Here is a 13617-nt window from a genome sequence, read left to right as displayed (position 1 = left end):
GCAGGATTGCTTTTGCAGCATTAAATGATTACATGAAGCAAAAGAAAGCAGGCAAAGACCCCGTCTTCCACGTTTCTAACATTCCTGGCCTTAAAAATGTAGAATGTTGGGGAGGAGATGAAGAGCAGTCTTTAAAAAAGAATGAACGAGTACAGAGAAGCTTATAAAAGACACAACACACATAAATTGTCTGCTGGGTTTAAACTGAAGATTCTAGATTGAAATACGAGTTACTTCAATCTGTTTATAGCTGTGGGAGTGTCAAACCTTCTTGTTATTATTGAAGAGATATTCATTGATTGAGCTATATATTGTTTAAACGGAGAGAAATAAGCGTACTGGTAATGAGTACACTTATTTCTCTTTTTTCTTTCGTTGTTGATGACGAGTGACTTTTTTTCGATTCCCACATATTTTCATCGAACACCATTTGCGTCTTCCACGTGTATCGATAAATAACAATACACATTCTGGGTTTGCACATCGGTGTATATTGTTTAGATCGTTGGAGGCGAAAAGATCAATGGCATCTAATGCAATTAATGAAACGAGGGCATCTGCTGGTTTGCCTTTGGGAATGGGGAGTAATTCGCCTTTTATTAACTTATAGGCAAAAGGAGCTTTTGCTATTAATGATTCTAAATAAGCTGTCCAATCAGTAGAAAGTTTCTCTCCGTCGGCCATCTTTTCGTATCCTTCTCTAAGAAATGAGCGTACTTCTTGTAAAAGCGGCAATGCCTCTTTTGCCCACTTTTCTACATTTGTGTGAAATTGCTCTATAAAAAGGATGTTGTGGTTGTTTAACGTTTCAAACCAAGCTATTACATGTTCTGAGGAGGTTAGTAAATCATGTCGATTACCGTGTCTAACAACCTCAGTATTAACTAAGTCTATAGAGATTCTCCCTGAAATAAGTGGGAAATTGCTTTCAGCATTCATGCAAGTCATCTACCTTTCTTTCAATTAACCAATTATAACAAAGTTGACAGGTTAATTAAAATCAAGTATATTATTAACCATTAAATATATATTTTAACGGTTAATAACAAGGAGGGATTTCATGCAACAACCTTTTTTAGGTCCAAAAGTTGTGCTAGTTACTTTTTTAACACTAATGGGTGCATTTGGCTTAAACTTAACAGCTGGACAATTTTTTGCTCCGTTAAATGATACCTATGGTTGGGATTTAACGGTTTTGAGCTTAGCTGTATCGCTTAATATGATCACTTGGGGAATTTTTCAGCCAGTTATGGGAAAATTGATTGATCGATTTGGTCCGAAATCTGTGATTGCAAGTAGTTCAGCTTTAATGGGAATTGCGTTTATCCTTTCAGCAACGATTACACAATTATGGCAATTCTTTCTTTATTATGGGGTATTGACGGCTATTGGTTTCGCTGGTTGTGGTTCCATGGCGAATTCCGTATTAGTTTCCCGTTGGTACGTTAAGAAACGAGCTAAAATGCTTACGAGGAGTTCGATGGGAATGAATATCGGTCAACTTATACTACTGCCACTAACAGGATTTTTAATTGCTAGTTCGGATTTTCGATCGGCATTTGTGGTACTAGGATTCATCATGCTCGTTATTGTTGTTCCAACCGTATTAATAGTAGTAAAGAATAATCCGAAAGATGTTAATCAGATGCCGGATGGGGACTCTACACCTTTATTTATGGATGCTAAGAGTGCTTCATTGACAGAAGCACTACGGAGTCGAGAGTTCTGGATTGCCACTCTAGGATTTGCTACATGTGGGTTTACTTTATACTTAGTAACAATGCATCTTCCTAATTTTGCAGTTGACCTAGGGGGAGGAAAGTCGCTTGGTGGTCAGCTGCTGGGGATCGCCGCCTTGGCAAGTGCGTTTTCGATGTGGATTACTGGTCAACTGACTCGTGCCATAGGGAAAAAGAATTTACTCGTTATTCTTTATATCATTAGATTGCTAGCTTTTATATGGCTTGCTATGTCACCTAGTATTTGGCAGCTGTATGTTTTTGCTGTCGTGTATGGGATCTCTTCCATGCCGATCATTCCACTTGTAACGGGCGTCATTGGTGATAAATTTGGGAAAAATGCAATGGGCAGTATCCTCGGATTTAGCTGGTTCATTCATCAAGTATCTGCAGCTTTAGGCGTATTTCTTGGTGGTTACCTCCGGTCAATGACAGGAGACTATGTTTCCGCGTTTTGGATGGGAGCTGCTTTGTTAGCATTTGGAGCAGTTCTAACAACATTAATTAAAGATCATCCTGTGTCTGCCAATAGTAAAACATTGACGCAATAATATAATCATTAGTGTTTTAGATGAATAGAAAGGGTGAGTTATCAAATGAGTCATTATCTCGTTCAGCTGCTAAAGTTTGTGTGCAAGAGTACGATTGACTATGTGAAAAATATGAATGTGAATCGGTTGGAAGTTATATCTTTGGTGCGATTAAAAACATTAGTGAATTACTCCAAAAAGAGAATGGCTATCATTGAATGCTGATTTCGTTAGAACACAGATGGAAAAATGATCAAACTTTATTTTAAGTCAACAACTCCTAAACTAAAAAGCTCCATTAACTCAATAATCGAAAATGCTATAATGATAGTGTCCCACAATACTTATCCCAAAAAAACAGATGGGAAAATGAGGAAAACAGGGTACTGCCGAGTCAGTTCGTCCGATCAAAATCCTAGAAGACAAATTGTGCAGCTGGAGGAAATCGGCTGTGAAATGATTTATCAAGAACATATCTCCGGCGCTTCAACAAGCCGGAGGGACTAGGTTCGCATGCCCATCACAAATAATACTCAGAGAGACGAGGGACATATTCTCCTAGCTCTTCATAGAAGCCGCTGAAAACCAGGGTTATGTCAGCTGTTGACTTGAAATAAAGCATCTTCCTAAAGAAAATGACTATACAAAATGATATTATCTTGCAAATAGTTGTTTTTTTATATAAAAAATACACTGCCATTTACATCATGAAATAAATTTTAAATACATCTATTAAATGCTATTCATTCAAAGGCCAGTTCCTTCATAAGTTACGATCAAGTTTGCTTATGAAGAGTTTTAATTCTTAAAAAAGGCGCATCACTTGTATAATGAACTGCACCCTGTCAAGTAGGGAGTGGAAATAATAAAAAATGTCTAAGCGGCTTTAGCTCTATATTCCATAGGACTGAGGCCGTTTAGTCGTTTTTGATATCTATCAAGGGTGTCCAGAGTACCCCTTCTTCAAGCGTGAAAACGATAAGGGGGAGGTGAATGGATAGGTTTTCATAGGTCTTATTCCTTATTTTTTAGAAAAAGATGCCTGAACCTTCGTTTAGGAACAAACGTTCGTTGTAATGGTCTTAAAGGGAGTGAAATCATGCAAAAAAGGAAAAGAAACACATTATAAAACGCATCAAATCTGGATTAAAAAAGGACATCGGATGTATCCTTATTTTAAAGAAATGGCCCAGAACGTTAAAAACATGACCAATACCACGAACTTTTACATCCGACAAGTGTATACAGGTTTGACCCAGGAAAAAGAACTTCAGCCACTGCAAAAAGAAGTCACCTGTTATGTATTTGAAGCCCCTTCGAAAGCACATCCTTATGTAGAGTACAACTTTTTAGATTGTTTATTTAAAGTGACCGCTCAACATGATTATCGCTCCCTTCCTACGCAAACAAGTCAATCCATCATGAAAACCGTTTTTCAGAACTGGAAATCCTTCTTTTCGAGTTTAAAAGAGTATAAGAAAAACCCGGCTAAATACAAAGGGAGACCAAGAATTTCCAAGTACAGCCTGGCGAGTGAAAAAGAAGTGCTGTTTACGAATCAAGATTGTGTAATCAAAGAAAAGAAGTTTTTAAAATTTCCTAAAACAAAGGAACGATTAAACATTGGAAAACTGGGAGCTGGAGAAGGAAAGCTGAAACAAGTTCGAGTCATTCCTAAATACGGACAGTATGTCGTTGAATTAGTTGTGGATGTGCCGTTGAAAAAGGAAGAATGTCAAGAGATCAACCGTTTAATGGCGATTGATCTAGGAATTGATAACCTTGCGACCATGGTGACGAATACGGGAAGTAGACCTGTATTCGTCAAGGGCAGGCATGTCAAATCCATTAATCAATATTATAATAAAATGAAAGCTCATTATTTTGGCATTTTAAGACGGGGAAAGCAGCCAAACGAAGGGCCTTTTATATCGAACCGGTTGGAAAAACTACATCAAATCAGATATCGCAAACTGAAGGATCTTTTCCATAAAGTCAGCTTTTCCATTATGAAACATGCCCAAGAAGAGAACATTGATACGGTCATCATCGGCAAAAATAAGGACTGGAAGCAGTGTTCAACGATGGGGAAACGAAACAACCAATCATTTGTAAGCATTCCGCACAGCTTGTTAATCAGTATGATTCAATACAAAGCGAAGGAACAGGGAATCAAGGTCATTCTAACCGAAGAATCGTATACATCCAAAGCGAGCTTCTTGGATGGAGATGAGATTCCAACTTATGGGGAATGCGAGACAAAGAAGACGTTTTCCGGAAAAAGGATCAAAAGAGGATTATACCGTTCGAAAGCAGGAACCATCATCAATGCCGATGTAAATGGAGCTGCGAACATTTTGAAAAAAGCGTTTTTACGTTTAAAAGAAGCAGCGATTTTTCATAAAGAAACCATTCATGTATGGCACCCGCAATCAAAAACTGTCTAAAAGAAGTACCGAATGCATGGAAAACATGACAAACGGTATAGAGGGGTTGGGCGTTTTCAGCACGCCGCTGTGTCAACTCCACTAGTGTTAAGCTTGATGGCACTTAAAACGTTTAAGAGCCATTGAGAAACATTAGAAACCCCCACTTCAACCGTGGGTAAGTGGAGGAGGTTCATAAGGAAATCACCTTTCTATTTTGAAGTCAGCTTTTTTGTTACAATAAAGAAGAAATGATCCTTATATGGAGAAGTTAGTAAATAAATAGTTTATTGCTTCAAAATAGAATAACAGCTAGCTCAATGATAGATATAAATGATTCTTTTTTACGCTTCGTTTATAAAATTGGAAATTTGGAGGAGAACTGATGGAACAGACTCGTTTTTTTGATATTTATCATCCGCTTATTGAAAAAGTGATTAACAACGTTGAAAGCGTGATGATTGGTAAGCGGCAAATCGTAGAATTAAGCTTAACAGCACTGCTTGCAGAGGGACATGTCTTATTAGAAGATGTCCCGGGAGTCGGCAAAACAATGATGGTTCGTGCCGTGGCGAAATCAATTGGGGCATCATTTAGCCGGATTCAATTTACACCTGATTTGCTTCCATCTGACTTAACAGGGGTTTCTATTTTTAATCAAAAAGAAATGAAGTTTGAATTTCGTCCTGGTCCATTAATGGGGAATATTATCCTTGCCGATGAAATCAATCGTACCTCACCCAAAACCCAATCCGCTCTTCTTGAAAGTATGGAGGAACGCAGTATGACAGTTGATGGACATACATACCCGCTTAATCAACCGTTTTTTGTAATGGCCACTCAAAATCCTCTTGAGTATGAAGGAACATATCCACTTCCGGAAGCACAGCTTGATCGTTTTTTACTAAAATTAAATATGGGTTATCCGACACAAGATGAAGAACTGGAAATTTTAAGTCGAAGAGAATCTTCTCATCCAATTGATGAGATTGATCAAGTGATTACATTAGATGAACTGCTTGCGATGCAGACAGCTGTTAAAGAAGTGCATGTCGATGAGAAAGTAAAGCGTTATATCGTTGAAATTGTTACTCATACCCGCCGTCATTCGATGATCAGTCTTGGTGCGAGTCCGCGTGGCTCTCTTTTATTAATGAAGGCTGTTCAAGCATATGCGTATTTAAATCATCGAAATTATGTGCTTCCAGATGATGTGAAGTTTTTAGCGCCGTTTGTGTTAGCGCACCGCATGATTCTTCATCATGAGGCAAGATTCGAAGGAGTCGAGATGAAAAAGATTGTGAAAGAAATATTAGAAAAAGTCAACGTTCCAATTATGAAGGAAAAACATGCGCGATGAAGAGGTGGAAGCGATTAAAAAAGCAGACAGTTTGGCTTCGGTTAATTTTCTTGCTGTTTCTTACAGGTCTTGCTTATTCTTATGCAATGTTTCAAGGGGGATTTGTTAGCTGGTTTTTATTTTACAGCATGCTGCCGATGAGTATTTACGCCTTTTTGCTCACCTTTTATTCCCTGAAATCGTTTCAAGTTACAAGAGAGCTTAACCAGAAAAGGGTACATGCAGGAGAACTGCTTACGGTAACGGTAACAGTAAAAAGAACCTCTATCTTTCCGCTGTTTTATGTAGTTGTGGCAGGTGAATTACCACTTAATCTTAAGAAGAGGGCAAATAATATAGCCGCAAATCACCAAGGGGCTCGAGCGATTTTTTTCCCATTTTTAAAGCGTTCCATGTCTTACAGTTATGAAATTCATTCGCTGCCAAGAGGGTTTTATACTTTTAATGAAATCGTCATTAAAACCGGTGACCCGTTTGGATTTATGCAAAAAGAACAGTCTTTTTTTCAAGACAATACTCTTCTTGTTTATCCTTCATTTCAGCGTATGAATTGGAAGCCATCTCATTATACAAAAAGAGGGGAAAAATCGATTCATCAAAAAGCAAATCAAGATCTTACAACAGTTGTTGGCATTAGAGATTATGCGGAAGGTGATCGTTTATCTTTGCTTCACTGGAAAGCATCAGCAAAACGCAATCAGCTTGTAACAAAAGAATTTGAACAGCAAACGAATAAGAGAGCGATTTTATTTGTTGATCGAACTTTTTTAAAAAATGACAATCAAGAAGCAATTCTTTTTGAAAAAACAATCAGCTTATCTGCGTCACTCGCTCATTCATTGTTAGCAGTTAATTATGATGTAGGGGTAATTTCAGCAGGTAATAATTATATGAAAATCCCTTTTCATGGCGGGAAAGAGCAGGAGCAAAGAATTTTTTCCCTTTTAGCTAAAATAAAGAATGATGCTAAACGTTCGTTTGCATCTGTTATTCCAAAAGAGGTTTATCACTTTCCGCATGAAACAGTCTGTTTAGTTGTCACAGCTCATTTATGTGAAGAACTGGTCAACACATTAGAGCGTCTATCATTGAACAACCGGCATATCATGTTGTTTTATGTTCGATGCGATGCTAATCTCACCGAACAAGAACGACAGGATGTGCTAAAAGTTAAAAAATCCGGCATACTTGTTTATACCGTAGTTCACGATCATTTTGAAGCAGAATTAAAAAAGGGAGAGGTCCGTTATGCGGTTGGCAGAACGAAGTCGTTTTAATCTGCTTACACTTTTACTTTACACATTAAGTTTTTTAATTTTTTTAGAATGGATGCGTCCTTTAGAAGACCTTACGAACACTGGAAGTATTGAACTGTTAACACTTTATACAGGATTGCTGTTTCTGTTAACGCTTTTGCAGCTTCCATGGCTTTTATCTACGCTTATTAAAATGATGGGCATGCTTTTTATTATTCACTTTGTTTTTTTTCAAGGCTCTATTTTTGATTTGCGGTGGGTTCAGTTCGTAATAGAAGATGTGTCACGCAATATCAACTATTTAAGTGCGGCAAATTGGGAAGCGCTTAGCAATTTATTTCGAACGATTTTATTTCTCGTTCTGCTTTGGTTAGTTAGTTATTTAATGCATTACTGGCTTATACAAGCAAGACGAATTTTTTTGTTTTTCTTTGTGACGATTATTTATATTACGGTTCTTGATACCTTTACTCCTTATGACGCAAGCGGGGCGATTATTCGAATTGTAATGATGGGTTTTATTTTACTTGGTCTTTTAAGGGTAATACGAGTTCAGGAAAAAGAAGGTTTTGGAGAAGCGGTAAAAGTGCCGCTCATTTGGGTGCTCCCGTTAGCAAGTCTTATTTTATTTGCGTCTTTCCTTGGAATTGCAGCACCAAAGGCAGAACCTCAGTGGCCTGATCCTGTTCCTTTTTTAAAAAGTGCAAACAACACCGGGGAGAATCTGGGCGTTGAGGGCGGCGGCATTAGCAGGATTGGTTACAGTACAAATGACAGCAGACTTGGAGGTCCGTTTTTTTATGATGACACACCTGTATTTACAGCAGAAGTATCAGAAAAGCATTATTGGCGTGTTGAAACAAAAGCGGTTTATACAGGAAAAGGATGGGAGCAGGCCGTTGTTAATTATCAACCGCTGCGCGGGGCTTCAGAAACGTTGTATGAAAATAACGTGCAAACAGAAAATCTTACAGCAGCGATTCAACTGTCTGGTGAGGAACAATTTTCATTTCTTGTTTATCCAGGTCAGCTCACTTCTGTAAATGCTAAACAGGAAAATATTACCTTTGAAGAAGAGATAATTAGCGGGAAAATTAACACGTATAAGAATGACACACCTACTGTTCTTATGAAATATGACATCACCTATGATTATCCGGAATTCTCAATTGAGGAGCTTCAGCAAACGTCTACTAATTATTCAGCAGATAAGCAGATGTATTTACAGCTTCCAGAGACACTGCCAAATCGTGTTACAGAACTTGCTGAAGAGATTACAAAAGAGGAAAACAATCCTTATGATAAAGCAAAAGCCATTGAACGCTATTTTGTAAATAACGGCTATGTGTATGAAACCAAAGATGTAGCAGTACCTGGGCCTGAAGATGATTATGTTGATCAATTTTTATTTGAAACATTAAAAGGCTATTGTGATAATTTTTCCTCTTCCATGGTTGTTCTTCTTAGAAGTGCAGGCATTCCAGCGCGATGGGTAAAAGGTTTTACAGCTGGAGATTACAAAGATTTTACTGAAGAAAAAACAACAGTGTATGAAGTTACAAATGCCAATGCTCATTCATGGGTAGAAGCCTATTTCCCTGGAGTTGGATGGGTACCGTTTGAACCGACAAGAGGATTTACGAATGAGGCTGATTTTATTACTTCCTATGAGCAAAGTACTGCTTCTTCAGAAGAGAAGGAAGAAGAACAACAACTTCCAGAAGAGGAAGAAGAACAACTCGAAAGTAATGTCGAAAATAACCAAGCAAAGCCGCTTATTTCTTTTTCTTCAACATGGTTTTGGGTGTTGTTGCTGGTCATATTTTTATTAGCGGCAGTCATTGTCTGGAAATATTATAAATCCTGGATTCGAAATTATACGATTGCCCGTTATAAAAGAAAACTGAATAACATAGAGACTGTGGACATTTACGAAAAGCTGTTATGGTTATTTCGCGTACATGGTATAAAACGAAAGCCAGATCAGACGTTACGAGAGTTTGCTGTACAAATTGACACAATGTTTGAAACAAATAATATGAAGAAACTGACAAGAGACTATGAAAAGATATTATATGAAGGTTCAGGAAATGCAGTGAAAAAAGATGAATTTATGGAATTGTGGGAAAATTTAATTAAAAAATTACAATCTTGACCGCCTTCATAACCATTGATAGAATGAATCCATATCAATTGGGTGACCACAAATATGGAACTTTCATCATTCCTTCGTATATCCTCGATAATATGGTTCGAGAGTCTCTACCAGATTACCTTAAATAATCTGACTATGAAGGCAGAGTTAAGACTAGAATTCTGCCTTTGTACAGCATTCTAGTCTTTTTTTTGCGCATTTTACGAAATTTAATAAGATGAAAGTTCCTTAAGTGGACAGGCAATAATAAGGGAATATGCCAATTTTCATTTTGATGGATGAATAGGCGGTATTTTAATAAAAGAGGTGGACAAAGTGAGACAAGAGCAAGAAATGATTATTGTGTTAGACTTTGGTGGCCAATACAATCAACTAATCGCACGTCGAATTCGTGATTTAGGAGTTTACAGTGAGCTTCATCCTAATACGATTACAGTTGAAGAAATTAAAGCAATGAATCCAAAGGGAATTATTTTCTCAGGTGGACCAAACAGTGTGTATGGAGAAGGTGCTCCACGTTGTGATGAAGAGATTTTTGAATTAGGCATTCCGGTGCTTGGGATTTGCTATGGTATGCAGTTAATGACGCATCACTTTGAAGGAAAAGTTGAAAAAGCAAATCACCGTGAATATGGAAAAGCAATGATTAAAGTTGAAAACACATCACCTGTTTTTCACCAGCTTCCAACTGAACAGTCTGTTTGGATGAGTCACGGCGATTTAGTTGTTGAACCGCCTGCAGGTTTTAAAGTGGATGCAAGCAGCGCATCTTGCCCAGTTGCTGCGATGAGTGATGAAGCGCGTCATTTATATGGTGTGCAGTATCACCCAGAAGTTCGTCATAGTGAGTATGGAAATCAACTTCTTGAAAATTTTGTGTTCCGTGTATGTGATTGTAAAGGAAACTGGTCAATGGAAAACTTCATTGAAACAGAGATTGCAAAAATTCGTGAGTTAGTTGGCGATAAAAAAGTATTATGTGCGCTTAGTGGCGGAGTAGATTCTTCTGTTGTTGCAGTACTTATCCATAAAGCAATCGGCGATCAATTAACATGTATTTTTGTTGATCATGGTCTTCTTCGTAAAGATGAGGGTGACCAAGTAATGGAAATGTTTAGTGAAGGCTTTAACATGAACGTGATTAGAATTGATGCGAAAGAGCGCTTCCTCAGTAAGTTGGCAGGTGTAGCGGATCCAGAGCAAAAGCGTAAAATTATCGGTAACGAGTTTATTTATGTCTTTGAAGACGAATCGAACAAGCTTCAAGATATGGATTTCTTAGCGCAGGGAACACTTTATACAGATATTATTGAAAGTGGAACGGCAACGGCACAGACGATTAAATCGCACCACAATGTCGGCGGTCTTCCTGAGCGTATGAAATTAAAACTAATTGAGCCGCTTAATACGTTATTTAAAGATGAAGTCCGTGCATTAGGTACAGAACTTGGTATTCCTGAGCACCTTGTATGGCGTCAACCTTTCCCAGGACCAGGTTTAGGCATTCGTGTGCTTGGTGAAATTACGGAAGAAAAGTTAGAAATTGTTCGTGAATCTGACGCGATTTTACGTGAAGAAATTAAAAATGCTGGCCTTGATCGTGAAATTTGGCAGTATTTCACTGTTCTTCCGGACGTGCGCAGTGTTGGGGTAATGGGAGATGCGCGTACGTACGACTATACAATTGGGATTCGTGCTGTAAACTCAATTGATGGAATGACTTCAGATTGGTCTCGTATTCCTTATGATGTGTTAGAAAAAATTTCTACACGTATTGTCAATGAAGTAGCCCATATTAACCGCGTGGTTTATGATATTACATCAAAGCCGCCTGCTACCATTGAATGGGAATGACGAACAAAAGATAAAAAATATAAAAAAACGTTCGGGTTTTCCATTGACGTATTGCTTTCACCCTGCTAATATATGTACGGGACGTCCACTAACGGCACTTATCATACAATGTGTTTGTTAGCATAAAATAGTTTCGTAAAGTTCATATTAGTTTACAATACCTAAATCGTATAATATCGGGAATAGGGCCCGAAAGTCTCTACCAGGCTACCGTAAATAGCTTGACTACGAGTTAGGATAATGAAGTAGGAAAAATAAGTTAGATGATTATCCAGCTTCTTTATCATAACTTTGTGTTCAAGTGCTCCTGGTAACTCGTTACTAGGAGCACTTTTTTGAGCAGCTGGAACACACTTTAAGGAGGAAATTTTTAAATGAAGCGTTATTTCCAATTTGATGAGTTAGGCACGAATTATAAGAGGGAATTTATTGGTGGTCTAACTACATTCTTATCGATGGCTTATATTTTATTTGTAAATCCATCGGTATTGTCGTTAAGTGGTATTCCAGACTTGCCTGACGCAATGCGTATGGACCAAGGTGCTGTTTTTACGGCAACAGCCATTGCCGCAGCCGTTGGTTCATTAATTATGGGGATATTAGCAAAGTATCCAATCGCACTTGCGCCAGGAATGGGTCTCAATGCATTTTTTGCTTTTACGGTAGTTCTGACATATGGAGTTCCTTGGGAAACAGCTCTTAGCGGTGTTCTTGTCTCTGGACTGATTTTTATCGTGTTAACACTTTCGGGCATTCGAGAAAAAATCATTAATGCAATTCCGGCTGAACTTAAATTTGCGGTTGCAGCAGGAATTGGACTTTTCATTGCCTTTATCGGTTTTCAAAGTGCGGGTATTATTGTGAATAATGATGCGGTGCTTGTTGGTCTTGGTAATTTAACAAGCGGCAATACATTGCTTGCAATCTTTGGCCTTATCGTTACCGTTATTTTAATGGTTGTTGGTGTAAATGGCGGGATTTTTTATGGGATGTTAATTACGGCAGCAGCGGGAATGATGACAGGATTAATTGATTTGCCATCAGCTGTTGTAGGAACACCACCTAGTCTTGAGCCAACATTTGGAGCCGCATTTGCAAACTTTGGTGAAATTTTTACAATTCAAATGTTAGTGATTATTCTTACATTTTTGTTTGTTGATTTCTTTGATACAGCAGGTACATTAGTGGCTGTTGCAAACCAAGCAGGATTAATTAAAAACAATAAGCTTCCTCGTGCCGGAAAAGCGTTATTTGCAGATTCTTCAGCAACGGTTGTAGGGGCAGTGCTTGGAACGTCAACCACAACATCATATATTGAATCTTCAGCGGGAGTAGCTGCTGGGGGAAGAAGTGGGTTTACTTCAGTTGTAACAGCAGGATTTTTCTTGTTAGCATTGTTTTTCTCTCCATTATTAGGAGTAATTACAGCACCAGTTACAGCACCGGCGTTAATTATCGTTGGTATCTTAATGGTATCTGCACTAGGGAAAATTGCATGGGATCAGTTTGAGATTGCGGTGCCAGCCTTTTTAACAATTGTAGCCATGCCGTTAACATATAGTATTGCAACAGGTATTGCAATTGGATTTATCTTTTATCCGATTACAATGATTGCAAAAGGTCGTTCAAAAGAAATTCATCCAATTATGTACGGGTTATTCGTGATTTTCATTCTTTACTTCGTTTTCTTAGTTGGCGGAGAATAAACAAATAAATTGTAAAAAAGCAGGCTGTCTTCCATAGTGAAGTGCCTGCTTTTTTGTGCTATACTTTCAAAAGATTCTTCTATATAAAAGTTCTTTTGCAAAAAGGGAGAGAGTGTAATAATGAGCAATAAACGCGGATCAAAAGCCCAAAAAGTTATTATAGGAGGGGCGCTTATCGTTCTCGGTTATGTAACGGTTTATACGGTTATTTCAATTGTGAATTCAATTATCTCAAAAATTTAAAAAAAGTTGTTGACTATAAATGAACGAGATGGTATATTTATCTACGTTGCTTTAAGCGGAACAAAATAACTTAGAAAAAACTTTTGAAAAGTTGTTGACTTCAAACAAGCAGCATGATATACTTTAAAAGTCGCTGTTACAACAAAGCGAAACTGAAAGAAACTGTTCTTTGAAAACTGAACAAAACGCCAAGCGAATTTATGCAATATCCCGAAAGAAGCAATTCTTTCGACAACAACTATTGAGCAATTCAAACTTAATTTGAGAGTTTGATCCTGGCTCAGGACGAACGCTGGCGGCGTGCCTAATACATGCAAGTCGAGCGCGTGAAACTAACTGATCCCTTCG

The 13617-nt window shown here is 37.9% G+C and carries 9 protein-coding genes, 1 rRNA gene, 2 pseudogenes and 2 riboswitches; of the genes and pseudogenes, 11 read left to right on the top strand and 1 reads right to left on the bottom strand.

The genetic code is table 11. From position 1 onward, the window contains the following. Nucleotides 1-167: pseudogene (locus DS031_RS24370) on the top strand (sodium:alanine symporter family protein); the annotation flags it as partial. Nucleotides 168-354: 187 nt separating this feature from the next. Here the strand turns inward: DS031_RS24370 and DS031_RS22970 are convergent. After that, on the bottom strand, nt 355-939 hold the full coding sequence (locus tag DS031_RS22970; RefSeq protein ID WP_113808496.1) for a CGNR zinc finger domain-containing protein: 585 nt from the start codon (nt 937-939) through the stop codon (nt 355-357). 121 nt (nt 940-1060) lie between these two features. On the opposite strand from DS031_RS22970, the gene DS031_RS22965 reads away from it, so the two are divergent. The 10 genes and pseudogenes from DS031_RS22965 to DS031_RS22920 form a co-directional block, all read left to right on the top strand. Continuing rightward, entirely contained in the window at nt 1061-2290 is a 1230-nt protein-coding gene (locus tag DS031_RS22965; protein ID WP_113808495.1) for an MFS transporter, read from the top strand. 348 nt (nt 2291-2638) lie between these two features. Then, nucleotides 2639-2767 (top strand): annotated as a pseudogene (locus DS031_RS22955) (recombinase family protein); the annotation flags it as partial. Between the two features lie 665 nt (nt 2768-3432). Continuing rightward, nucleotides 3433-4716 carry an RNA-guided endonuclease InsQ/TnpB family protein gene (locus DS031_RS22950; RefSeq protein WP_245947633.1) on the top strand — a complete coding sequence of 428 codons (1284 nt, stop codon included), beginning with the start codon at nt 3433-3435 and terminating at the stop codon, nt 4714-4716. 364 nt (nt 4717-5080) lie between these two features. Then, entirely contained in the window at nt 5081-6055 is a 975-nt protein-coding gene (locus DS031_RS22945) for an AAA family ATPase (protein ID WP_113808493.1), read from the top strand. Continuing rightward, nucleotides 6052-7332, top strand: a complete 1281-nt coding sequence (locus DS031_RS22940) for a DUF58 domain-containing protein (RefSeq protein WP_113808492.1) — start codon at nt 6052-6054, stop codon at nt 7330-7332. Before DS031_RS22945 ends, DS031_RS22940 begins: the two co-directional genes overlap by 4 nt. After that, on the top strand, nt 7304-9466 hold the full coding sequence (locus DS031_RS22935) for a transglutaminase TgpA family protein (RefSeq protein ID WP_113808491.1): 2163 nt from the start codon (nt 7304-7306) through the stop codon (nt 9464-9466). Before DS031_RS22940 ends, DS031_RS22935 begins: the two co-directional genes overlap by 29 nt. 54 nt (nt 9467-9520) lie before the next feature. After that, nucleotides 9521-9622, top strand: a riboswitch (purine riboswitch). A gap of 177 nt (nt 9623-9799) precedes the next feature. Continuing rightward, nucleotides 9800-11320 carry a glutamine-hydrolyzing GMP synthase gene (gene guaA / locus DS031_RS22930; RefSeq protein ID WP_113808497.1) on the top strand — a complete coding sequence of 507 codons (1521 nt, stop codon included), beginning with the start codon at nt 9800-9802 and terminating at the stop codon, nt 11318-11320. Between the two features lie 146 nt (nt 11321-11466). Further along, nucleotides 11467-11568: riboswitch (purine riboswitch) on the top strand. 126 nt (nt 11569-11694) lie between these two features. Beyond that, complete coding sequence (locus DS031_RS22925; protein WP_113808490.1) at nt 11695-13026, top strand: NCS2 family permease; 1332 nt, start codon at nt 11695-11697, stop codon at nt 13024-13026. 120 nt (nt 13027-13146) lie between these two features. Next, on the top strand, nt 13147-13269 hold the full coding sequence (locus DS031_RS24540) for a hypothetical protein (RefSeq protein WP_281269157.1): 123 nt from the start codon (nt 13147-13149) through the stop codon (nt 13267-13269). Nucleotides 13270-13526: 257 nt separating this feature from the next. Next, nucleotides 13527-13617 (top strand): 16S ribosomal RNA (locus DS031_RS22920); the annotation flags it as partial.

This window comes from Bacillus taeanensis, assembly GCF_003318295.1.
Lineage (GTDB): Bacteria > Bacillota > Bacilli > Bacillales > UBA6769 > Maribacillus > Maribacillus taeanensis.
The sequence above is the reverse complement of the archived record's forward strand: the minus strand, read 5'-3'. Positions and strand labels throughout refer to the sequence as shown.

Coding starts and splice junctions, on each gene's coding strand:
- DS031_RS22925 (WP_113808490.1), top strand. CDS start 11,695: ATGAAGCGTTATTTCCAATTTGATGAGTTAGGCACGAATTATAAGAGG.
- DS031_RS22950 (WP_245947633.1), top strand. CDS start 3,433: ATGTATCCTTATTTTAAAGAAATGGCCCAGAACGTTAAAAACATGACC.
- DS031_RS22940 (WP_113808492.1), top strand. CDS start 6,052: ATGAAGAGGTGGAAGCGATTAAAAAAGCAGACAGTTTGGCTTCGGTTA.
- DS031_RS22965 (WP_113808495.1), top strand. CDS start 1,061: ATGCAACAACCTTTTTTAGGTCCAAAAGTTGTGCTAGTTACTTTTTTA.
- DS031_RS22970 (WP_113808496.1), bottom strand. CDS start 939: ATGAATGCTGAAAGCAATTTCCCACTTATTTCAGGGAGAATCTCTATA.
- guaA (WP_113808497.1), top strand. CDS start 9,800: ATGATTATTGTGTTAGACTTTGGTGGCCAATACAATCAACTAATCGCA.
- DS031_RS24540 (WP_281269157.1), top strand. CDS start 13,147: ATGAGCAATAAACGCGGATCAAAAGCCCAAAAAGTTATTATAGGAGGG.
- DS031_RS22935 (WP_113808491.1), top strand. CDS start 7,304: ATGCGGTTGGCAGAACGAAGTCGTTTTAATCTGCTTACACTTTTACTT.
- DS031_RS22945 (WP_113808493.1), top strand. CDS start 5,081: ATGGAACAGACTCGTTTTTTTGATATTTATCATCCGCTTATTGAAAAA.